We start from the raw sequence: 21,398 nt of genomic DNA on the forward strand, positions 1-21,398 counted from the left end.
ACTTTTCGGGCATCACCTTCACCCTGCACGAAAGGTGTCCCGACAGATGAAGATCCTCCTGGCCGGCTTGGCCGGCCTGCTCTCGATCGTCCTCACCGCGACCGCCGCGACCGCCGATCCCGGCCAGGTCACCGCGGGAGACGTCCAGACCGCCGACGCCTGCTACACCTGGAGCCGCAGCCTCTCCCAGGGCGCGACCGGCGACGACGTCCGCCAGCTCCAGATCCGGGTGGCCGGCTACCCGGGCTACAACGCCGTCCTCGGTCTCGACGGTGACTTCGGCCCCGCCACGAAGGCCGCGGTCACCCGCTTCCAGCAGGCCTACGGCCTCACCGCGGACGGCATCGCGGGCCCGCAGACCTTCCAGAAGATCTACGACCTGCAGGACAACGACTGCACCCCGGTCAACTTCAGCTACGACGAGCTCAACAACTGCAACTCCGACTGGTCCGGCGGCCGCGTCTCGGCGAGCCAGGCACGGGCCAACGCGCTCGTCACGATGTGGAAGCTCCAGGCCATGCGTCACGCCATGGGCGACCGCCCGGTGGTGGTCAACGGTGGCTTCCGCAGCGTCTCCTGCAACAACGCCGTCGACGGGGCCACAAACAGCCGCCACCTCTACGGCGACGCCGCCGACCTCGGCGCCGGCGCGCAGGGCTTCTGCAACCTGGCCCGCCAGGCCCGCAACCACGGCTTCACCGAGATCCTCGGCCCCGGCTACCCCGACCACAACGACCACGTCCACGTCGCACTGCGCTCGGGACAGCTCTGGTCGGCGCCGAACTGCGGCATATAGTGCGAAACGCCCCCGGGGCACCGCCCCGGGGGCAATTCGGGTCACGTCACCTCCGTGACGGGCGGATGCGGTGATAGCTCCCCGCACGTGCAGAACCCGGTTCCGTTCACGGACAACGTGCGTGACCTGTCCAACTACGACGGGTACCAGTTCGAGTTCTACTGCGAGCGCTGTGGCAACGGTCACCGCTCCGCGTTCGTCCGCGACAAGATGGAGATGGGCCGCAGTGCGCTGCGGGCCGTGGGCTCCTTCTTCGGCGGCAAGCTCCAGGACCTGAGCAACTCCGCCCAGCAGTGGCGCTACGACCGCGCCACCAACTCCCCGGCCAAGGACAAGGCGCTGGAAGCCGCGGTCACGGAGATCAGCCCGAGCTTCCGCCAGTGCCGGGGCTGCGGTGACTGGATGTGCGCCGCCCAGTGCTGGAACGACGACATCGCCAGTGCCTGCGCTGCTCGCCCAGCGTCGCCGAGGAGCTGTCCCGCGCCCAGGCCGACGCCCAGCGCCAGCAGATCTGGGACAGGGCCAAGGAGACCAACTGGACCGGCGACCTCGACCTCGCCACCCGCGCGAAGCTGAACTGCTCGTCCTGCGGCAGCAAGGTCGACGGCGGCAGGTTCTGCTCGTCCTGCGGCGCGGCCCTCGCGATGGTCGCCACCCGCGGTGGCTGCGGGTCCACGGCGAACAAGCCGGGCGCGGTCTTCTGCTCGGACTGCGGCACCCGCCTGTAGGCCGGCTTCACACACCCTGTAGCAACCGTCGCTGGTGCCGCCGGCCGCGCGGCCCGATGCTGGCCCCAAGACCATCACGCCCGACACGAAGGACTGGACCTGGGTCCTCGACCGCCCGTGCCCGGAGTGCGGGCTGGACACCGCCACGTTCGGCCACGACGAGATCCCCGCCCTGCTGCGGGCCAACGCCGCGGCGTGGCAGGACGTCCTGGCACGCGCGGACGCCCGCGAACGGCCGGCTCCGACCACGTGGTCGCCGCTGGAGTACGCGGCGCACGTCCGCGACGTCTGCCGCGTCTACACCGAGCGCCTGCACCTCATGCTCACCCGCGACGCCCCGCACTACCCCAACTGGGACCAGGACGCGACCGCCGTCCAGGACCGCTACGGCGAGCAGGACCCCGCGACGGTGGCGAAGGAGCTGAGCGAGGCCGCCAACCACCTCGCCGACCGCTTCGCGGAGGTCACGGAGTGGCACCGCACGGGAACCAGAAGCGACGGCGCCCACTTCACGATCGACACGTTCGCCCGCTACTTCATCCACGACCCGGTCCACCACCTGTACGACGCCACCGGGCGCTCGGCACCCACCCAGTCGCCCGGTTGACCACCGGCCGGCCGGGGCGCGCTCGACGCGACATCCGGCGGAGGCCGGTCCGCGGCCGCGGCCGGACCGCTCACACAGCCCGTGACCAGGGCTTGAGTTAGACTGGCGACGGACAGGACGCGACCAGGAAGATCGTTCCGCAGGTCGGGAACAGCGCGGGGTGGCACGGCGTTGCACCGTGAGTCGACCCCGGTTTTGACCGTGTTCTGGGCGCCAGGTATCTTGGGAACTCGCGCCCGGCCTATGTCGGGTCGATCCGCGTGCCTGTGCGCGGAGTCCGTGTGAGCGGACACCTCGCAGTAACCGCGGAGTTCCTTCCGAGCCTCGTAGGGATGATTCAATCCTGCGCGAGCGTTACAGGGAAGGGCGACACGCCCGACCTCGTGATTCGGTCGGAGCGCCCACAACATAGAGCAGCAAGCAGTACACCAGGAGAAAGCCGGTCCATGCCCACGATCCAGCAGCTGGTCCGTAAGGGCCGCCAGGACAAGGTCGCCAAGCAGAAGACTGCGGCCCTCAAGGGGAGCCCGCAGCGTCGTGGCGTGTGCACCCGCGTGTACACCACCACCCCGAAGAAGCCGAACTCCGCGCTACGCAAGGTCGCGCGCGTCAAGCTGACCAGTGGCATCGAGGTCACCGCTTACATCCCGGGTGAGGGTCACAACCTGCAGGAGCACTCGATGGTGCTCGTGCGCGGCGGCCGAGTGAAGGACCTGCCTGGCGTCCGTTACAAGATCATCCGGGGCTCGCTGGACACGCAGGGCGTGAAGAACCGCAAGCAGGCCCGCAGCCGCTACGGCGCGAAGAAGGAGAAGGCCTGATGCCTCGCAAGGGACCCGCCGCCAAGCGACCGCTGATCACCGACCCGGTCTACAGCTCCCCGCTGGTCACGCAGCTGATCAACAAGGTGCTGCGGGACGGCAAGCGCTCCGTCGCGGAGAAGATCGTGTACCAGGCGCTCGAGGGCGCCCGTGACAAGACCGGCACAGACCCGGTGGTCACGCTCAAGCGTGCGCTGGACAACGTGAAGCCGACCATCGAGGTCAAGAGCCGTCGTGTCGGTGGCGCCACGTACCAGGTGCCGATCGAGGTCAAGCCGGGCCGCTCCACGACGCTGGCGCTGCGCTGGCTGGTGACCTTCTCGCGCGCACGCCGGGAGAAGACCATGACCGAGCGGCTCATGAACGAGCTGCTCGACGCGAGCAACGGCCTCGGGGCGAGCGTGAAGCGCCGCGAGGACACGCACAAGATGGCGGAGTCCAACAAGGCCTTCGCCCACTACCGCTGGTGACGATCGGCAGCCGAACAGACCGCTCAGGTCGTACCAACGCAGATTGATAGACAGGGGAAGAGACCCGTGGCACAGGACGTGCTGACCGACTTGGCCAAGGTGCGCAACATCGGCATCATGGCCCACATCGACGCGGGCAAGACCACCACGACCGAGCGGATCCTGTTCTACACCGGGATCAACTACAAGATCGGCGAGGTGCACGACGGCGCCGCGACGATGGACTGGATGGAGCAGGAGCAGGAGCGCGGCATCACGATCACGTCGGCCGCGACGACCTGCTTCTGGAAGGACCACCAGATCAACCTGATCGACACGCCGGGACACGTCGACTTCACCGTCGAGGTGGAGCGGAACCTGCGCGTGCTCGACGGCGCGGTCGCGGTGTTCGACGGCAAGGAAGGCGTCGAGCCGCAGTCCGAGCAGGTCTGGCGGCAGGCGACCAAGTACGACGTCCCGCGCATCTGTTTCGTCAACAAGATGGACAAGCTGGGTGCGGACTTCTACTTCACCATCCGGACCATCTCCGAGCGCCTCGGTGCCAAGCCCCTGCCCCTCCAGTTGCCCATCGGCGCGGAGAGCGAGTTCATCGGTGTCATCGACCTGGTGAACATGCGTGCGCTCACGTGGCGCGGCGAGGTGCAGAAGGGCGAGGACTACGCGGTCGAGGAGATCCCGGCCGACCTGCTCGAGCGCGCGAACGAGTACCGCGAGCAGCTGATCGAGGCAGTGGCCGAGACCGACGACGAGCTCATGGAGCTCTACCTCGGTGGCGAGGAGCTGTCCGTCGAGCAGATCAAGCAGGGCGTCCGCAAGATCGTGGTCGACGGTTCGGCCTACCCGATCCTGTGTGGCTCCGCGTTCAAGAACAAGGGCGTCCAGCCCATGCTCGACGCGGTGATCGACTACCTGCCCGCACCGACGGACCTGCCGCCGGTCGAGGGCACGCTGCAGGACGGCGAGACGCCGGCCTTCCGCAAGCCGAGCACCGACGAGCCGTTCGCGGCGCTGGCCTTCAAGATCGCCGTGCACCCGTTCTTCGGCAAGCTGACCTACATCCGGGTCTACTCCGGCAAGGTGGCGAGCGGCGCCCAGGTCATCAACTCGACCAAGGACCGCAAGGAGCGCATCGGGAAGATCTTCCAGATGCACGCCAACAAGGAGAACCCGGTCGGCGAGGCCATGGCGGGTCACATCTACGCGGTGATCGGCCTGAAGGACACCACCACGGGTGAGACCCTGTGCGACCCGGCGAACCCGATCGTCCTCGAGTCGATGACGTTCCCGGAGCCGGTCATCCAGGTGGCGATCGAGCCGAAGACCAAGGCCGACCAGGAGAAGCTGTCGACCGCGATCCAGAAGCTCGCCGAGGAGGACCCGACCTTCCGGGTCAACCAGGACGACGAGACGGGTCAGACGATCATCGCCGGCATGGGCGAGCTTCACCTGGACATCCTGGTGGACCGCATGCGCCGCGAGTTCAAGGTCGAGGCCAACATCGGCAAGCCGCAGGTGGCGTACCGCGAGACGATCCGCAAGACCGTCGACAAGTACGACTACACGCACAAGAAGCAGACCGGTGGCTCCGGCCAGTTCGCGAAGGTCGTCATCAAGATCGAGCCGATGTCGACCGCGGACGGCGCCATGTACGAGTTCGACAACAAGGTCACCGGTGGCCGGGTGCCGAGGGAGTACATCCCGTCGGTGGACGCCGGCGCGCAGGACGCCATGCAGGACGGCGTGCTGGCGGGTTACCCGCTGGTCGGCATCAAGATGACCCTGCTCGACGGCTCGTACCACGAGGTCGACTCCTCGGAGATGGCCTTCAAGATCGCGGGCCGCATGGCGCTCAAGGAGGCCGCTCGCCAGGCGAGCCCGGCACTCCTCGAGCCGATGATGGCCGTCGAGGTGACCACGCCGGAGACGTACATGGGTGACGTCATCGGCGACCTGAACTCCCGCCGTGGCCAGATCCAGGCCATGGAGGAGCGGTCGGGCTCCCGCGTCGTCAAGGCGCTGGTGCCGCTGTCGGAGATGTTCGGCTACGTCGGCGACCTTCGGTCGAAGACCCAGGGCCGGGCGAACTACTCCATGCAGTTCGACTCCTACGCCGAGGTTCCCACGAACGTCGCGAAGGAGATCATCGCCAAGGCAACCGGCGAATAACCAATCCGGTGCGGGCTGCGTGGGTAGTGCCCCCTATGGTTCCGCACAACTGAACCCAAGAACTGCCGTCGCTGAACGTCAGACGGCGGAAGAACAAGTCCAGGAGGACGAGAGAAGTGGCGAAGGCGAAGTTCGAGCGGACCAAGCCGCACGTCAACATCGGGACCATCGGTCACATCGACCATGGGAAGACCACGCTGACCGCGGCCATCTCCAAGGTTCTGCACGACAAGTACCCCGAGCTGAACCCCTTCACGCCGTTCGACGAGATCGACAAGGCGCCGGAGGAGAAGCAGCGCGGCATCACGATCTCGATCGCGCACATCGAGTACCAGACCGAGAAGCGTCACTACGCGCACGTTGACTGCCCGGGTCACGCGGACTACATCAAGAACATGATCACCGGTGCCGCCCAGATGGACGGCGCGATCCTCGTGGTCGCCGCGACCGATGGTCCGATGCCGCAGACCAAGGAGCACGTGCTGCTGGCCCGTCAGGTCGGCGTGCCGTACATCGTGGTGGCCCTGAACAAGGCCGACATGGTGGACGACGAGGAGATCCTTGAGCTCGTCGAGCTCGAGGTTCGCGAGCTGCTGACCGAGTACGAGTTCCCGGGTGACGACCTGCCGGTGGTCCGCGTCTCCGCGCTGAAGGCGCTGGAGGGCGACGCCGAGTGGGGCGGCAAGCTGCTCGAGCTGCTCGACGCGGTTGACGAGAGCATCCCCGAGCCGGAGCGCGAGATCGAGAAGGCGTTCCTCATGCCCGTCGAGGACGTGTTCACGATCTCCGGTCGTGGCACCGTCGTCACCGGTCGTGTGGAGCGGGGCGTGCTCAAGCCGATGGAGGAAGTCGAGATCGTCGGCATCCGTGAGAAGGCGCAGAAGACCACCGTCACCGCGATCGAGATGTTCCGCAAGACGCTGGACGACGCGCGCGCGGGTGAGAACGTGGGTCTGCTGCTCCGCGGCATCAAGCGCGAGGATGTCGAGCGCGGTCAGGTCGTCGTGAAGCCCGGCACCACCACGCCGCACACCGAGTTCGAGGCTCAGGTCGTCATCCTGAGCAAGGACGAGGGCGGCCGGCACACGCCGTTCTTCAACAACTACCGCCCGCAGTTCTACTTCCGCACCACCGACGTGACCGGTGTGGTGACCCTCCCCGAGGGCACCGAGATGGTCATGCCGGGCGACAACACGGGCATGCTCGTCAAGCTGATCCAGCCGATCGCCATGGACGAGGGCCTGCGGTTCGCCATCCGTGAGGGTGGCCGGACGGTCGGCGCGGGTCGCGTCACCAAGATCATCAAGTAGTTACGCCACCGGGGCCCCAGGTCACACACCTGGGGCCCCCGGTGTGGGTGCCTACGAACGCGTATGGCATCCTTGACAGGTTGCTCGTCGTGGACGGTCATGCGATCGGCCATGCACGGGCTGGCTCGCGGGTAGCTGTGTTTGAGTCAAAGACAGCCCGCGGAGCCACCTATGACCACTCCTGAGGACAAATGTCTGAGGGGCCGGTCTGTGCGTAGGGCGCGACACACCCGACCGCGTGGACCGGAGCGCACGAGTCTTTAGAGACAAGGACGGCAAGCCACCATGGCGGGACAGAAGATCCGCATCCGGCTCAAGGCCTACGACCACGAGGCGATCGACGCTTCGGCGCGCAAGATCGTGGAGACGGTGACCCGCACTGGTGCTCGGGTCGTCGGGCCGGTGCCGCTGCCCACCGAGAAGAACGTGTACTGCGTCATCCGTTCGCCGCACAAGTACAAGGACTCGCGCGAGCACTTCGAGATGCGTACGCACAAGCGTCTGATCGACATCCTCGACCCGACGCCGAAGACCGTCGACGCCCTGATGCGCATCGACCTTCCGGCCAGCGTCGACGTCAACATCCAGTGAGGCCTGAGCACTAATGTCTTCCCGGCAGATGAAAGGGATCCTGGGCACGAAGCTCGGGATGACCCAGGTCTTCGACGAGAACAACCGGATCGTCCCGGTGACCGTCGTCAAGGCCGGCCCGAACGTGGTCACCCAGATCCGTACCCAGGACAACGACGGGTACACCGCGGTGCAGCTGGCGTTCGGCGAGATCAAGCCCCGCAAGGTGAACAAGCCCGAGAAGGGCCACTTCGCCAAGGCCGGCGTCACGCCGCGCCGGTACCTCGCCGAGCTGCGTACCACCGACGCCGACAGCTACGAGCTGGGCCAGGAGATCACCGCTGAGGTGTTCGAGGTTGGCGCGGTCATCGACGCGACCGGCACCAGCAAGGGCAAGGGCTACGCGGGCGTCATGAAGCGCCACGGCTTCAAGGGCCTGAGCGCCTCCCACGGCACGCAGCGCAAGCACCGCTCACCCGGCTCCATCGGTGGCTGTGCCACCCCTGGCCGCGTGTTCAGGGGCCTGCGCATGGCCGGCCGCATGGGCCACGTGAAGGTCACCACCCAGAACCTCACCGTCCACCGTGTGGACGCCGAGGACGGGCTGATCCTCCTCAAGGGCGCGGTCCCCGGGCCCAAGGGCGGCGTGGTGTTCCTCAAGACCGCCGCGAAGGGTGATGAGCAGTGACCAGCGTTGAGATCAAGACCCCCGAAGGCAAGACCGACGGCTCCGTCGACCTGCCCGCGGAGATCTTCGACGTGCAGGCCAACATCGCGCTGATGCACCAGGTGGTCGTCGCGCAGCAGGCCGCGGCCCGGCAGGGCACGCACTCGACGAAGACCCGCGGCGAGGTCAGCGGCGGCGGCAAGAAGCCGTACCGGCAGAAGGGCACCGGCCGCGCCCGCCAGGGTTCGACCCGGGCGCCGCAGTTCGCCGGCGGTGGCACGGTCCACGGCCCCCAGCCGCGTGACTACACGCAGCGGGTGCCGAAGAAGATGAAGGCCGCCGCCCTCAGGGGCGCCCTCTCCGACCGCGCCCGCGCCGGCCAGGTGCACGTGGTGAGCGGCCTGGTCGACGACGAGAAGCCGTCCACCAAGGCCGCCCGGATCGCGCTGGAGTCGTTCACCGAGGCCAAGCACGTGCTGCTGGTCCTCACCCGTGAGGACGCGAACAGCTGGCTCTCGGTGCGCAACCTGCCGAACGTGCACCCGATCGCGCCGGACCAGCTGAACACCTATGACGTGCTGGTCAACGACGACGTCGTCTTCACCAAGGACGCGCTGCAGGCCTTCCTGGAGGGCCCGGTCCAGGGTCGTTCCGCCAAGGCCACCGCGCGCTCCGGCGAGGTCGAGCAGGAGGAGGCCAAGTGATCCCCGACCCCCGAGACGTGCTGCTCGCGCCGGTGATCTCCGAGAAGTCCTACGGGCTGCTCGAGGAGAACAAGTACACGTTCGTCGTCGCGCCGCACGCGAACAAGACCGAGATCAAGATCGCGGTCGAGAAGGTGTTCGGCGTGCAGGTCGTGAGCGTGAACACGCTGAACCGGCAGGGCAAGCGCAAGCGCACCCGGAGCGGGTACGGCAAGCGCAAGGACACCAAGCGCGCGATCGTGACCCTGTCCGAGGAGAGCAAGCCGATCGAGATCTTCGGCGGCCCGGCCTCTTGAGCCGGCGAGTAGAGACCCAAGGGACTGCGTAGAGATGGGCATTCGCAAGTACAAGCCGACGACGCCGGGGCGTCGTGGCGCGAGCGTCTCCGACTTCGCCGAGATCACCCGCTCGGAGCCGGAGAAGTCGCTGGTCCGGCCGCTGCACGGCCGCGGCGGCCGAAACGTGCACGGCAAGATCACCACCCGGCACAAGGGTGGTGGCCACAAGCGTGCGTACCGGCTGATCGACTTCCGCCGGCACGACAAGGACGGCGTGCCGGCCAAGGTCGCGCACATCGAGTACGACCCCAACCGGACCGCGCGGATCGCGCTGCTGCACTACGCGGACGGCGAGAAGCGCTACATCATCGCGCCGGACAAGCTCAGGCAGGGTGACCGGATCGAGAACGGGCCGAGCGCGGACATCAAGCCGGGCAACGCCCTGCCGCTGCGCAACATCCCGGTCGGCACCGTGGTGCACGCCATCGAGCTGCGGCCCGGCGGCGGTGCCAAGATCGCCCGTTCGGCGGGTGCCCGCGTCCAGCTGGTCGCGAAGGAAGGCCCCTACGCCCAGCTGCGTATGCCCTCCGGCGAGATCCGCAACGTGGACGTGCGCTGCCGTGCCACGGTCGGCGAGGTCGGCAACTCCGAGCACGCCAACATCAACTGGGGCAAGGCGGGCCGCATGCGGTGGAAGGGCAAGCGCCCGACCGTCCGCGGTGTCGCGATGAACCCGGTCGACCACCCGCACGGTGGCGGTGAGGGCAAGACGTCCGGTGGTCGCCACCCGGTGAACCCGGCGGGTAAGCCCGAGGGCCGCACCCGCCGCAAGGGCAAGGCCAGCGACCGGATGATCGTCCGTCGTCGCCGGACCGGCAAGAAGCGCTAAGAGCAGGAGGGAGTGACAGATGCCTAGGAGTTTGAAGAAGGGCCCGTTCGTCGACGACCACCTGCTCAAGAAGGTGGACGCGCTCAACGAGTCCGGCAAGAAGACGGTGATCAAGACCTGGTCGCGCCGTTCGACGATCATCCCGGACATGCTGGGCCACACGATCGCGGTGCACGACGGCCGCAAGCACGTGCCGGTCTTCATCTCGGAGTCCATGGTCGGGCACAAGCTGGGCGAGTTCGCCCCGACCCGCACCTTCAAGGGGCACGTGAAGGACGACCGCAAGGCGCGCAGGCGCTAGAGGACTAGGGAGTAAGCGATGAGTGACGAGACCGCGGTGGAAGAGCTTCCGCGCGCGATTGCTCGGGCTCGCTACGTCCGCGCCACGCCGATGAAGGTGCGCAGGGTGGTCGAGCTGATCAGGGGCCGCAGCGCCGAGGATGCACTGAACGTGCTCCGTTTCGCGCCGCAGGCCGCCAGCGAGCCGGTGGCCAAGGTGCTCGCGAGCGCCGTGGCCAACGCCGAGAACAACCTGGACCTTGACCCGGAGACGCTCTGGATCAGCCAGGTCTACGTGGACGAGGGCCCGACCCTCAAGCGGTTCCGCCCGCGGGCCCAGGGCCGCGCGTACCGGATCCGGAAGCGGACCAGCCACATCACCGTCGAGGTGGAGTCGCGGCCGAAGCCGGAGCCGAAGAAGGCGGCCGCTGCGAAGGGTCGTAAGTCCAGTGCGAAGAGGAGTGCCAGCTAGTGGGTCAGAAGATCAACCCGCACGGCTTCCGGCTCGGGATCACCACTGACTGGAAGTCCCGCTGGTATGCCGACAAGCAGTACGCGGAGTACGTGGCCGAGGACGTGAAGATCCGCAAGCTCCTGTCCAAGGGCATGGAGCGCGCCGGGATCTCGAAGGTGGAGATCGAGCGCACCCGGGACCGGGTTCGCGTCGACATCCACACCGCGCGTCCGGGCATCGTCATCGGTCGCCGTGGCGCCGAGGCGGACCGCATCCGAGGCGAGCTCGAGAAGCTCTCGGGCAAGCAGGTGCAGCTGAACATCCTCGAGGTCAAGAACCCCGAGGCCGACGCCCAGCTGGTCGCGCAGGTGACCGCTGAGCAGCTGTCCAACCGTGTCTCCTTCCGCCGCGCGATGCGCAAGGCCATCCAGTCGGCCATGCGCAGCCCGCAGGTCAAGGGCATCCGCGTGCAGTGCGGCGGCCGTCTCGGCGGCGCCGAGATGTCCCGCTCCGAGCACTACCGCGAGGGCCGGGTGCCGCTGCACACGCTGCGTGCCGACATCGACTACGGCTTCTTCGAGGCCCGCACGACCTTCGGCCGCATCGGCGTGAAGGTCTGGATCTACAAGGGTGACGTCGTCGGTGGCCGGCGTGAGGCCGATGCCCGCAGCCAGGCCCCGTCCGAGCGTGCGCCGCGGCGCGAGCGCCCGACGCGGGCCCGCCGGGGTGCCGCCGGTGGCGGTGCGCCGAGCGGTGGCGCATCGGGTGGCGGCGCGCAGAGTGGTGGCGCCCAGAGTGGTGGCGCACCCAGTGGTGGCGGCGCGCCGAGTGGCGACGCCGGCCGCGCTCCCGCTCCGGCGGAGACCGCGGCGGAGGCTCCGCAGGTGAACGGGGCCGAGCCAACCGTGAACAACGCGACTGACGGGGAGGGCTGAGCAGTGCTCATCCCACGCAAGGTCAGGCACCGCAAGCAGCACCACCCCAAGCGGGGCGGCGCTGCCAAGGGCGGTACCCGGGTCACCTTCGGGGAGTTCGGCATCCAGGCGCTTCAGCCGGCGTACGTGACCAACAGGCAGATCGAGTCCGCTCGTATCGCCATCAACCGGCACATCCGCCGTGGCGGCAAGGTCTGGATCAACATCTTCCCGGACCGCCCGCTCACCAAGAAGCCCGCCGAGACCCGCATGGGTTCCGGCAAGGGCTCGCCGGAGTACTGGATCGCGAACGTCAAGCCGGGTCGGGTCATGTTCGAGCTGAGCTTCCCGAACGAGACGGTCGCACGCGAGGCGCTCACGAGGGCCATTCACAAGCTCCCGATGAAGTGCCGCATCGTCACGCGTGAGGGTGGTGACTTCTGATGGCCGCTGGTACGAACGCGTCCGAGATGCGCGAGCTGAACGACGAGGAGCTCGTCCTGCGCCTGCGCGAGTCGAAGGAAGAGCTGTTCAACCTTCGGTTCCAGATGGCGACCGGTCAGATGGACAACAACCGTCGCCTCCGTACGGTCCGGCACGACATCGCTCGGATCTACACCGTGATGCGTGAGCGTGAGCTGGGGCTGTCGGTGTCGCCGGATGAAGCTTCCAGTGATGAGGGTGCCGCATGAGTGAGACGACTGAGACGACAGAGAACAAGCCACGCGGCCGCCGCAAGGTCCGTGAGGGCCTGGTCGTGTCGGACAAGATGGACAAGACGATCGTGGTCGCGCTCGAGGACCGTAAGAAGCACCCGCTCTACGGCAAGGTCATGCGCTCCACGACCAAGGTCAAGGCGCACGACGAGGAGAACACCGCCGGCGTCGGCGACCGCGTGCTGCTGATGGAGACCCGCCCGCTGTCGGCCACCAAGCGGTGGCGGCTCGTGGAGATCGTGGAGAAGGCAAAGTGATCCAGCAGGAATCGCGACTGCGCGTCGCCGACAACACGGGTGCGAAGGAGATCCTCTGCATCCGTGTGCTGGGCGGCTCCGCGCGTCGCTACGCGGGCATCGGCGACATCATCGTCGCGACCGTCAAGGACGCGATCCCGGGCGCGGGGGTGAAGAAGGGCGACGTCGTCAAGGCGGTCATCGTCCGGACCACCAAGGAGAAGCGCCGCCCGGACGGGTCCTACATCCGGTTCGACGAGAACGCCGCCGTGCTGATCAAGCCGGACAATGAGCCGCGGGGCACCCGCATCTTCGGACCGGTCGGTCGCGAACTGCGCGACAAGAAGTTCATGAAGATCATCTCGCTGGCTCCGGAGGTGCTCTGACATGAAGATTAAGAAGGGCGACGAGGTCGTCGTCATCGCCGGCCGGGACAAGGGCGCCAAGGGCAAGGTCATCCAGGCCTACCCGGCGACCGGCAAGGTCCTCGTGGAGGGCGTGAACCGGATCAAGAAGCACACCCGGATCACCCAGACGCAGCGCGGTGCCCAGTCAGGCGGAATCGTCACGCAGGAAGCCCCCATCGACGTCAGCAACGTGATGCTGGTCGTCGATGGCAAGGCGGTCCGCGTCGGCTACAAGATCGGCGAGGACGGCAAGAAGGTCCGCGTCGCACGTGGCAAGGCCGGCCAGGACAAGAACGGCGAGCCGAAGGAAGTCTGATGACCACCGCAGAGAAAACCATTCCGCGGCTCAAGACCCGCTACCGCGAGGAGATCGCGGCGGGCCTGCAGCAGGATTTCACCTACGACAACGTGATGCAGGTGCCTCGCGTCGTCAAGGTCGTGGTGAACATGGGCGTCGGTGACGCCGCCCGCGACGGCAAGCTGATCGAGGGCGCGTTGCGCGACCTGTCGCTGATCACCGGGCAGAAGCCGCAGGTGCGGCGGGCCACCAAGTCCATCGCGCAGTTCAAGCTGCGTGAGGGCATGCCGATCGGCGCCAAGGTGACCCTGCGCGGCGACCGCATGTGGGAGTTCCTGGACCGGCTGCTGACCATCGCGCTGCCGCGTATCCGTGACTTCCGCGGCCTGTCGCCCAAGCAGTTCGACGGCAACGGCAACTACACGTTCGGTCTCAACGAGCAGTCGATGTTCCACGAGATCAACCCGGACTCGATCGACCGGCAGCGGGGGATGGACATCACCGTCGTCACCACCGCCACCAACGACGATGAGGGCAGGGCGCTGCTGCGGCGTCTTGGCTTCCCGTTCAAGGAGAACTGAGCGAATGGCCAAGAAAGCTCTTGTCCACAAGGCGGCGCAGAAGCCGAAGTTCAAGGTGCGGGGCTACACCCGCTGCCAGCGCTGTGGCCGTCCGCGCGCGGTCTTCCGCAAGTTCGGCCTCTGCCGCGTCTGCCTGCGGGAGATGGCCCACCGCGGCGAGCTTCCCGGCGTCTCCAAGTCCAGCTGGTAACACCCAGGAGATCGCCACAGGCCCGTGAGGGAACCATGGCGAGAAAGGTTGACAGGTCACCATGACGATGACCGACCCGATCGCAGACTTCTTGACCCGTCTGCGTAACGCCAACTCGGCGTACCACGACGAGGTCGTGCTTCCGCACTCGAAGCTCAAGGCCAACATCGCGGAGATCCTCAAGCGCGAGGGCTACATCATGGGCTACCGCGACGAAGACGGCGAGAAGGGCAAGAACCTCGTCGTCGAGCTCAAGTACGGCCCGAACCGCGAGCGCAGCATCGCGGGTCTGCGGCGGGTGTCCAAGCCCGGTCTGCGGGTGTACGCGAAGTCGACCAACCTGCCGAAGGTGCTCGGCGGCCTTGGCGTGGCGATCATCTCCACGTCGGCCGGCCTGCTCACCGACCGGCAGGCGAGCAAGCAGCGGATGGGCGGGGAAGTCCTCGCCTACGTCTGGTAGCGGGAAAGGGGAGTAGACAGATGTCTCGCATCGGTAGGCTGCCGATCCCCGTCCCGACCAACGTGGACGTGAAGATCGACGGCCAGAGCATCAGCGTGAAGGGCCCCAAGGGCACCCTCGCGCACACGGTGGCGGAGCCGATCGTCGTGGAGCGCGGCGAGGACGGTGTCCTCGAGGTCAAGCGCCCCGACGACGAGCGCCGCAACCGCGCGCTGCACGGCCTGACCCGGTCGCTGGTGAACAACCTGGTCGTCGGTGTCACCGACGGCTACGAGAAGAAGCTCGAGATCCACGGCGTCGGTTACCGCGTGCAGCTCAAGGGTTCGGAACTGGAGTTCTCGCTCGGGTTCTCGCACCCGGTCAAGGTCTCGCCGCCGGAGGGCATCACCTTCGTGGTCGAGAACCAGACCCGGTTCTCCGTGCAGGGGATCGACAAGCAGCTGGTCGGCGAGGTCGCCGCGAACATCCGCAAGCTGCGCAAGCCCGACCCGTACAAGGGCAAGGGCGTGCGGTACGCGGGCGAGAAGATCCGGCGCAAGGTCGGAAAGACGGGTAAGTGATCATGAGCGAAGCGACTGTTACCAAGCGGCGCAAGCCGCTGGGCAAGGACATCTCGACGCGTCGCCGGGTCGCGAAGGCCCGCCGGCACTTCCGGGTCCGCCGGAAGCTGCAGGGCACCGCCGAGCGGCCGCGTCTGGCGGTCACCCGGTCCTCGCGGCACATCGTGGCCCAGCTGGTCGACGACCTGACCGGGCGCACGATCGCCGCGGCGACCAGCCTCGAGGCGGACGTCCGGGCGCTGGACGGCGACAAGAAGGCCCGCTCGGCGAAGGTGGGCCAGCTAGTGGCCGACCGTGCCAAGAACGCCGGGATCACCAAGGTCGTGTTCGACCGCGGTGGTCACGACTACCACGGCCGGATCGCGGCGCTCGCCGACGCGGCTCGGGAAGCCGGGCTGGAGTTCTAGACATGCAAAAGATCATGGGAAGGATCGCCTGATGCCGGGACGTTCACGGCAATTCGGCGGCGGCCACCAGCAGGGCGGCCAGGGCGGTGACAACCGCGGAGACCGCGGTGACCGTCGGGACCGTCGGGACCGTCGCGATGGGGGCCGTGGCGGGGCGGCCCAGGACAAGACCCCGCACTTGGAGCGAGTGGTGGCCATCAACCGGGTCGCCAAGGTCGTGAAGGGTGGTCGTCGCTTCAGCTTCACCGCGCTGGTCGTGGTGGGCGACGGTGACGGCATGGTCGGTGTCGGCTACGGCAAGGCGAAGGAGGTGCCGGCCGCGATCGCCAAGGGTGTGGAGGAGGCGAAGAAGAACTTCTTCAAGGTCCCGAGGATCGCCGGCACCATCCCGCACCCGATCCAGGGTGAGCGTGCCGCCGGCGTGGTGCTCCTGCGCCCGGCCTCGGCCGGTACCGGCGTCATCGCCGGTGGCCCGGTGCGTGCCGTGCTGGAGTGCGCCGGTATCCACGACGTGCTGTCGAAGTCGCTCGGCAGCGACAACGCGATCAACATCGTGCACGCTACGGTGGCCGCGCTGAAGGGTCTGCAGCGTCCGGAGGAGGTCGCGGCCCGCCGTGGTCTTCCGCTGGAGGACGTGGCCCCGGCCGGCATGCTGCGGGCGCGTGCGCAGGCTGGTCAGGGGGCGTGAGGACATGGCACAGCTCAAGGTGACCCAGGTCCGCAGCGTCATCGGGACCAAGCGCAACCACCGGGAGACCCTGCGCACGTTGGGCCTGCGGAAGATCCGCCAGACCACCGTGCGTGAGGACACCCCGCAGATCCGCGGCCTGATCCACACGGTCCGCCACCTGGTGACCGTCGAGGAGGTCGAAGACTGATGGCGATCAAGATCCACCACCTCCGTCCGGCGCCCGGCGCCAAGACGGAGAAGCAGCGGGTCGGCCGTGGTGAGGGTGGCAAGGGCGGCAAGACCGCCGGCCGCGGTACCAAGGGCACGAAGGCACGCAAGAACGTGCCGGCGCGCTTCGAGGGCGGCCAGATGCCGATCCACATGCGGTTGCCGAAGCTCCGTGGCTTCAAGAACCGCTTCCGCACCGAGTACCAGCCGGTGAACCTGGGCGACATCGCCCGCGTGTTCGCCGACGGCGGCACGGTCGGCGTGGACGAGCTGGTGAAGGCGGGCCTGGTCCGCAAGAACGAGCTCGTGAAGGTGCTCGGCGACGGCGACCTGTCCGTCAAGCTCGACGTCACGGCCCACGCGTTCTCCAAGAGCGCGCAGGAGAAGCTGACGGCGGCGGGCGGCAGCGCCACCAAGCTGTAGCCGGTTCCACCGGAGTACCACCGAAACGGCCGGCGGGGATTCGTCCCCGCCGGCCGTTTCGTCTGTGTTCACGCATAATCGTGACTTTTCTGTCTTGTGGCTCAAGCATCCGATAGGCGACGCTCCAGACATGACTATGGGGGAGCGGCCAGGTATGCCCATGTACCCGGCCGCGATGACCGCGTTGCGGCCGATGACGGTGCCGACCCGCTGGAAGCCGGTCAGGGTGACCGCCGCGGTGCTGTGCTTCGCCGCGCTGGTGCTGGTGATCGCGAGCGCGTTCCTGCCGCTGTACTCGGGCGAGCTGCACGTCGACAGCGACTTCAGCGACGTGAACCGGATCGAGTTCACGTACACGCCGTGGAGTGTGGAGGTCAGCCCGAGGCGGGCCGGCTCCGAAACGATCCAGGTCCCCAAGGTCGGCTATCCCCTGGTGTTCGCGGCGGTGATCCTGGCGGGCGCGGCGTGTGCCTGCTGGTACGCGGCCACGCCGTCGGCCGGCCGCACCACCGGCCGCGCGTCCGGCTCGCTCATGACTGCGGGCGTCGCGTTCCTGATCGGCACCGTCTGGACGATCGCCGTCGTGGCCAACAGCGGCGTCGAGTACTTCGACTCGCTGGGCGCCCTGGGGCTCGGCGTCGAGACGTCCGGCTCCTACCTCGTCGGCTACTGGCTGCTGCTGGTCGCGGTCCTGTTCGGCTTCGCGGCGGCGGTGCTGTCCCTGCTCCCGGCCCGCGACCCGGCCTGGCAGCCCCTGCCGCCGCCGGGGAACCCGTACCTGTCGACGCCGCCGTACGGCATGACACTGCCGCGTCAGGTCCCGCGGCACCAGCCGGTGGTCCACGCCCTGCCACCGGAGCCCGTGCCGGGCGTGACGGGGGCCGTGGGGCTCGCGGTCGACCCGCTGACGGGCCAACCGCTGGCTCAGGGCCCGGCGAGCCCGCCGGCGGGCAGCGGGCCGCTGACGGGTCGAACGAGCCCGCCGGCCGGACTGCCCGCCCAGCCGCCGAACGCCGTGGACCCGCTGACCGGCCAGCCGATCTCCCCTGGGGGCCAGGCGCACACCGTCGACCCGTTGACCGGGCCGCCCCCGGCCCCCGCCACGCAGGACCCGTCCGCGCTCCCGCCCGGCCAGGTCAACGGGCACCCCGGGCCGACCGGCCAGCCGCCGGCCGCCGTGGAGCCGGGACCGATCGTCGTCCCGGACGCCCCGCCGTCGCCGGGGAAACCGCCGGGTCCGGCCATCCCGCCCACCGAGGATCCGCTGGCCGAGCCGCCGAACGTGTAGTCGAGCGGTTTCTGGGCGTATTGGGTAGGCCGAACGGTGCAACGGCGGGTGGAACAGGCGAGGGGGTGCAGAAGCCGACGTGCCTCCTGTTAAAGTCGGGAGCACGCTTCGGGTGGAGTGTCCCCCGAAGCGTTCTGGCTTGCCAGCTCGTTGACGGCCAGGTGCGTGTTCCCGGCCGGTGAACAGCCGGCAAAGCCGATCGTCGGCGAAGAATCGCCGGCGACGTCGAGGAGGTCCTTGGGTGCTCAGCGCCTTCCGCTCGGCTCTCATGACGCCGGACCTGCGCCGCAAGATCCTTTTCACCCTGATGATCATCGCGATCTATCGGGTCGGCGCGTTGCTGCCGTCCCCGGGTGTCTCGTATCCGAACGTGCAGAAGTGTGTCGCGAAGGTCGACAACCAGAGCATCTACCAGCTGCTGAACCTGTTCAGCGGCGGTGCGCTGCTCCAGCTGTCGGTGTTCGCGCTCGGGATCATGCCCTACATCACCGCGAGCATCATCATCCAGCTGCTCACCGTGGTCATCCCGCGGTTCGAGCAGCTGCGCAAGGAAGGCCAGTCCGGCCAGGGCAAGCTGACGCAGTACACCCGGTACCTGACCATCGGTCTCGCGATTCTGCAGGCCACCGGCATCATCGCCATGGCCAACCGCGGCGGCCTGTTCGGTGACTGCCAGGACCCGATCATCCCGAAGAACGGCATCTGGGACCTGGCCATCATCGTCATCACGATGACCGCCGGCACCTCGGTGATCATGTGGTTCGGCGAGCTCATCACCGAGCGTGGCATCGGCAACGGCATGTCGCTGCTGATGTTCGTGAACATCGCGGCCCGCATCCCGGCCGAGGGCGGCAACATCTGGAGCAACGGCGGCCCGCTGATCTTCACGGTCGTCTGCTTCTTCGGCCTCTGCATCATCGTCGGCGTCGTGTTCCTGGAGCAGGGCCAGCGCCGCATCCCGGTGCAGTACGCCAAGCGCATGGTCGGCCGGCGCATGTACGGCGGCACCTCGACCTACCTGCCGATGAAGGTCAACCAGGCCGGCGTCATCCCGATCATCTTCGCGTCGTCGCTGCTGTACCTGCCCGACCTGATCACCAGGCTCGCCGGCAACACCAACAACTGGTGGACGAGGTTCGTCTCCGAGCACCTCACCGCCCAGTCGGACTGGGTGCACATCGCGATCTACTTCGCGATGATCATCTTCTTCACGTACTTCTACATCGGCATCCAGTTCAACCCGCAGGAGCGGGCCGAGGACATGAAGAAGTACGGCGGCTTCATCCCGGGTATCCGCCCCGGCCGCCCGACTTCCGAGTACCTGCAGTTCGTGCTGAGCCGGATCACCCTGCCCGGGTCGATCTACCTCGGCATCATCGCGGTGCTCCCGAACTTCTTCCTCGACCTGACCGGTAGCGGCCAGAACCAGAACTTCCCCTTCGGTGGCACCGCTGTTCTGATCATGGTTGGCGTTGGCCTTGACACCGTCAAGCAGATCGAAAGCCAGCTCATGCAGCGCAACTACGAAGGGTTCCTCAAGTGACAAGACTCGTTCTGGTGGGTCCGCCAGGTGCGGGCAAGGGCACCCAGGCGACCGCGCTGAGCGAGAAGCTGGGGATTCCGCACATCTCCACCGGGGACCTGTTCCGCAAGAACATCGCGGAGGAGACGGAGCTCGGTCGGGAGGTCAAGCACATCCTCGACAGCGGCGGTCTCGTGCCGGACGAGATCACCAACCAGATGCTGATCGAGCGGCTCCACCAGGCCGACACCGAGGACGGCTTCCTGCTCGACGGCTTCCCCCGCAACATCGGCCAGGCCGAGGTACTGGCCAAGGTGCTGGCGGAGTCCGACCAGAAGCTGGACGCGGTCGTGCAGATCGAGGTCAGCGAGGACGTGCTCGTCCAGCGGCTGCTCGTACGCGGCCGCTCGGACGACAACGACGGCGTCATCCGGCACCGGCTGCACGTGTACCAGTCGGAGACGGCGCCGCTGCTCGACTACTACCGGGACCTGCTGGTGACCGTCGACGGTGTCGGCGAGGTGGACCAGGTCACCGACCGGATCCTCGCCGCCCTTCGCGACCGGACGTGACCCGTGCGCTGGTCGACGCGCTGCGACAGTGGCGTAACCGTCCCATGATCGAGCTGAAGAGCCCGACCGAGCTGGAGGCCATGCGTGCCGCCGGCCTGGTCGTGGCGAAGGCGCTCGCCGACGTCGTCGCGGCCATTCGCCCCGGCGTGAGCACGGCCGAGCTGGACGAGCTGGCCGCGCAGACGATCCGCGACGCGGGCGCCGTCCCGTCGTTCCTCGGCTACCACGGCTACCCGGCGACCATCTGCGCTTCGGTGAACGAGCAGATCGTCCACGGCATCCCGTCCCGCACCCAGGTCCTGTCCGAAGGCGACCTGATCTCGGTGGACTGCGGCGCCATCCTGGAGGGCTGGCACGGCGACTCCGCGGTGACGGTCGCGGTAGGCACCGTGACCCCCGAGGACCAGGCCCTGTCCGACGCCACCCGCGCGGCCATGGAGGCCGGCATCAAGGCCGTGGTCGTCGGCGGCCACCTGACCGACATCTCCCACGCCATCGAGGAGTCCGTGCACGCGACCGAGCACGCCTCCGGGACGACCTACGGCATCGTCCGCGAGTACGGCGGCCACGGCATCGGGACGTCGATGCACATGGAGCCGTTCCTGCCCAACTTCGGCAAGCCGGGCAAGGGCCCGCGCCTGCGCCCCGGCATGGCCATCGCCATCGAGCCGATGCTCACCCGCGGCGACGAGGCAACGGAGGAGCTGGCCGACGGCTGGACCGTCGTGACCGCCGACGGTTCCCGCGCCGCCCACTGGGAGCACACGGTCGCCGTGACCGACGACGGTCCCTGGGTGCTGACCGCGCCCTAGTGTCCCGCGCCGGAAATCAGGCGACTAATTCGGCGGCCCAGCTTCCTGCTGGCGGCGTTGCCGGTTCGCCCAAGTACGACCCAGTACGAGGGCGAACCGGCGTCTTGCCAGCAGAAACCTGGATCCACCGACTTAGTCACCGCATTTCCGGCGCGGGACACTAGCAGGTCGCGCTGGCCTGCACGACGCTGCCCATCAGTAGTCGCATCGTCGCCCCCTCGTCACGACTGGTTCGGAGCGCGTGGGCCGCCGTCTTGCGTGGGCCGCGGAAAATTCACGGCCGCACCCGAGTTGGCACGGACGAACAGGGGAGTCATCGCGGAGTCGCCCTCGCCGCCGTGTCCCTCGGTTGGGTGATCTCGATGTCCCGGCCCT

Annotated in this window: 32 protein-coding genes; all 32 read left to right on the forward strand. The window is 67.8% G+C overall.

The window, feature by feature from the left end:
• Window positions 1–46 precede the first annotated feature (46 nt).
• Complete coding sequence (locus VET29_RS16020; RefSeq protein ID WP_324920823.1) at window positions 47–796, forward strand: D-Ala-D-Ala carboxypeptidase family metallohydrolase; 750 nt, start codon at window positions 47–49, stop codon at window positions 794–796.
• Window positions 797–1,200: 404 nt separating this feature from the next.
• Window positions 1,201–1,524, forward strand: coding sequence for a hypothetical protein (locus tag VET29_RS16025; RefSeq protein WP_324920827.1), 324 nt, complete (start codon window positions 1,201–1,203; stop codon window positions 1,522–1,524).
• Between the two features lie 34 nt (window positions 1,525–1,558).
• The gene (locus VET29_RS16030) at window positions 1,559–2,131 is read left to right on the forward strand and encodes a DinB family protein (protein ID WP_324920829.1); all 573 of its coding nucleotides are present in this window, start codon (window positions 1,559–1,561) and stop codon (window positions 2,129–2,131) included.
• A gap of 446 nt (window positions 2,132–2,577) precedes the next feature.
• Window positions 2,578–2,952: a 30S ribosomal protein S12 gene (rpsL, locus tag VET29_RS16035; RefSeq protein ID WP_133906284.1), complete on the forward strand. Its 375-nt coding sequence runs from the start codon at window positions 2,578–2,580 to the stop codon at window positions 2,950–2,952.
• Window positions 2,952–3,422 carry a 30S ribosomal protein S7 gene (gene rpsG, locus VET29_RS16040; RefSeq protein WP_324920834.1) on the forward strand — a complete coding sequence of 157 codons (471 nt, stop codon included), beginning with the start codon at window positions 2,952–2,954 and terminating at the stop codon, window positions 3,420–3,422. Before rpsL ends, rpsG begins: the two co-directional genes overlap by 1 nt.
• Window positions 3,423–3,488: 66 nt before the next feature.
• Window positions 3,489–5,588, forward strand: a complete 2,100-nt coding sequence (gene fusA, locus VET29_RS16045; protein ID WP_324920838.1) for an elongation factor G — start codon at window positions 3,489–3,491, stop codon at window positions 5,586–5,588.
• A gap of 116 nt (window positions 5,589–5,704) precedes the next feature.
• Window positions 5,705–6,898: an elongation factor Tu gene (tuf, locus tag VET29_RS16050; protein ID WP_324920841.1), complete on the forward strand. Its 1,194-nt coding sequence runs from the start codon at window positions 5,705–5,707 to the stop codon at window positions 6,896–6,898.
• 285 nt (window positions 6,899–7,183) lie between these two features.
• Window positions 7,184–7,489 (forward strand): 30S ribosomal protein S10, encoded by a 306-nt coding sequence (gene rpsJ, locus VET29_RS16055; RefSeq protein WP_003938093.1) that lies wholly within the window; start codon window positions 7,184–7,186, stop codon window positions 7,487–7,489.
• Window positions 7,490–7,502: 13 nt separating this feature from the next.
• Entirely contained in the window at window positions 7,503–8,156 is a 654-nt protein-coding gene (rplC, locus tag VET29_RS16060) for a 50S ribosomal protein L3 (RefSeq protein ID WP_324920844.1), read from the forward strand.
• Entirely contained in the window at window positions 8,153–8,839 is a 687-nt protein-coding gene (rplD, locus tag VET29_RS16065) for a 50S ribosomal protein L4 (protein WP_324920847.1), read from the forward strand. The genes rplC and rplD overlap by 4 nt, the downstream gene beginning before the upstream one ends.
• Window positions 8,836–9,135, forward strand: a complete 300-nt coding sequence (rplW, locus tag VET29_RS16070; RefSeq protein ID WP_324920851.1) for a 50S ribosomal protein L23 — start codon at window positions 8,836–8,838, stop codon at window positions 9,133–9,135. The genes rplD and rplW overlap by 4 nt, the downstream gene beginning before the upstream one ends.
• 34 nt (window positions 9,136–9,169) lie before the next feature.
• The gene (gene rplB / locus VET29_RS16075) at window positions 9,170–10,006 is read left to right on the forward strand and encodes a 50S ribosomal protein L2 (RefSeq protein WP_324920854.1); all 837 of its coding nucleotides are present in this window, start codon (window positions 9,170–9,172) and stop codon (window positions 10,004–10,006) included.
• A 19-nt stretch (window positions 10,007–10,025) separates the two neighbouring features.
• On the forward strand, window positions 10,026–10,307 hold the full coding sequence (gene rpsS / locus VET29_RS16080; RefSeq protein WP_075126579.1) for a 30S ribosomal protein S19: 282 nt from the start codon (window positions 10,026–10,028) through the stop codon (window positions 10,305–10,307).
• Window positions 10,308–10,325: 18 nt separating this feature from the next.
• Window positions 10,326–10,757, forward strand: coding sequence for a 50S ribosomal protein L22 (rplV, locus tag VET29_RS16085; RefSeq protein ID WP_324920858.1), 432 nt, complete (start codon window positions 10,326–10,328; stop codon window positions 10,755–10,757).
• Window positions 10,757–11,674: a 30S ribosomal protein S3 gene (gene rpsC / locus VET29_RS16090; protein ID WP_324920860.1), complete on the forward strand. Its 918-nt coding sequence runs from the start codon at window positions 10,757–10,759 to the stop codon at window positions 11,672–11,674. Before rplV ends, rpsC begins: the two co-directional genes overlap by 1 nt.
• Window positions 11,675–11,677: 3 nt before the next feature.
• Window positions 11,678–12,097 (forward strand): 50S ribosomal protein L16, encoded by a 420-nt coding sequence (gene rplP / locus VET29_RS16095; RefSeq protein WP_324920862.1) that lies wholly within the window; start codon window positions 11,678–11,680, stop codon window positions 12,095–12,097.
• Window positions 12,097–12,345 (forward strand): 50S ribosomal protein L29, encoded by a 249-nt coding sequence (gene rpmC / locus VET29_RS16100; RefSeq protein WP_324920865.1) that lies wholly within the window; start codon window positions 12,097–12,099, stop codon window positions 12,343–12,345. The genes rplP and rpmC overlap by 1 nt, the downstream gene beginning before the upstream one ends.
• Window positions 12,342–12,626 carry a 30S ribosomal protein S17 gene (rpsQ, locus tag VET29_RS16105; protein ID WP_324920868.1) on the forward strand — a complete coding sequence of 95 codons (285 nt, stop codon included), beginning with the start codon at window positions 12,342–12,344 and terminating at the stop codon, window positions 12,624–12,626. Before rpmC ends, rpsQ begins: the two co-directional genes overlap by 4 nt.
• Window positions 12,623–12,991, forward strand: coding sequence for a 50S ribosomal protein L14 (gene rplN / locus VET29_RS16110; RefSeq protein WP_324920871.1), 369 nt, complete (start codon window positions 12,623–12,625; stop codon window positions 12,989–12,991). The genes rpsQ and rplN overlap by 4 nt, the downstream gene beginning before the upstream one ends.
• 1 nt (window position 12,992) lies before the next feature.
• A complete protein-coding gene (gene rplX / locus VET29_RS16115) occupies window positions 12,993–13,328 on the forward strand; it encodes a 50S ribosomal protein L24 (protein ID WP_324920874.1) in 336 nt (111 codons plus the stop codon).
• A complete protein-coding gene (gene rplE, locus VET29_RS16120) occupies window positions 13,328–13,891 on the forward strand; it encodes a 50S ribosomal protein L5 (RefSeq protein ID WP_324920876.1) in 564 nt (187 codons plus the stop codon). Before rplX ends, rplE begins: the two co-directional genes overlap by 1 nt.
• Window positions 13,892–13,895: 4 nt before the next feature.
• Window positions 13,896–14,081, forward strand: coding sequence for a type Z 30S ribosomal protein S14 (locus tag VET29_RS16125; RefSeq protein WP_075133135.1), 186 nt, complete (start codon window positions 13,896–13,898; stop codon window positions 14,079–14,081).
• A gap of 61 nt (window positions 14,082–14,142) precedes the next feature.
• A complete protein-coding gene (gene rpsH, locus VET29_RS16130; RefSeq protein WP_133906301.1) occupies window positions 14,143–14,541 on the forward strand; it encodes a 30S ribosomal protein S8 in 399 nt (132 codons plus the stop codon).
• Between the two features lie 20 nt (window positions 14,542–14,561).
• Window positions 14,562–15,101 carry a 50S ribosomal protein L6 gene (rplF, locus tag VET29_RS16135; RefSeq protein WP_324920884.1) on the forward strand — a complete coding sequence of 180 codons (540 nt, stop codon included), beginning with the start codon at window positions 14,562–14,564 and terminating at the stop codon, window positions 15,099–15,101.
• A gap of 2 nt (window positions 15,102–15,103) precedes the next feature.
• Window positions 15,104–15,508 (forward strand): 50S ribosomal protein L18, encoded by a 405-nt coding sequence (rplR, locus tag VET29_RS16140; RefSeq protein ID WP_324920885.1) that lies wholly within the window; start codon window positions 15,104–15,106, stop codon window positions 15,506–15,508.
• Between the two features lie 31 nt (window positions 15,509–15,539).
• Window positions 15,540–16,196, forward strand: coding sequence for a 30S ribosomal protein S5 (gene rpsE / locus VET29_RS16145; protein ID WP_324920887.1), 657 nt, complete (start codon window positions 15,540–15,542; stop codon window positions 16,194–16,196).
• A gap of 4 nt (window positions 16,197–16,200) precedes the next feature.
• Window positions 16,201–16,386 (forward strand): 50S ribosomal protein L30, encoded by a 186-nt coding sequence (gene rpmD, locus VET29_RS16150; protein WP_324920889.1) that lies wholly within the window; start codon window positions 16,201–16,203, stop codon window positions 16,384–16,386.
• Complete coding sequence (rplO, locus tag VET29_RS16155) at window positions 16,383–16,829, forward strand: 50S ribosomal protein L15 (protein ID WP_324920963.1); 447 nt, start codon at window positions 16,383–16,385, stop codon at window positions 16,827–16,829. The genes rpmD and rplO overlap by 4 nt, the downstream gene beginning before the upstream one ends.
• Window positions 16,830–16,959: 130 nt before the next feature.
• Window positions 16,960–18,117 carry a hypothetical protein gene (locus tag VET29_RS16160; RefSeq protein WP_324920891.1) on the forward strand — a complete coding sequence of 386 codons (1,158 nt, stop codon included), beginning with the start codon at window positions 16,960–16,962 and terminating at the stop codon, window positions 18,115–18,117.
• 241 nt (window positions 18,118–18,358) lie between these two features.
• A complete protein-coding gene (gene secY / locus VET29_RS16165) occupies window positions 18,359–19,660 on the forward strand; it encodes a preprotein translocase subunit SecY (RefSeq protein ID WP_324920893.1) in 1,302 nt (433 codons plus the stop codon).
• A complete protein-coding gene (locus VET29_RS16170; protein ID WP_324920896.1) occupies window positions 19,657–20,211 on the forward strand; it encodes an adenylate kinase in 555 nt (184 codons plus the stop codon). Before secY ends, VET29_RS16170 begins: the two co-directional genes overlap by 4 nt.
• A gap of 44 nt (window positions 20,212–20,255) precedes the next feature.
• Window positions 20,256–21,023, forward strand: coding sequence for a type I methionyl aminopeptidase (gene map / locus VET29_RS16175; protein ID WP_324920965.1), 768 nt, complete (start codon window positions 20,256–20,258; stop codon window positions 21,021–21,023).
• Window positions 21,024–21,398 lie beyond the last annotated feature (375 nt).

Origin of the sequence: Actinophytocola sp., assembly GCF_035634895.1 — a bacterium.
Classification (GTDB): domain Bacteria; phylum Actinomycetota; class Actinomycetes; order Mycobacteriales; family Pseudonocardiaceae; genus Actinophytocola.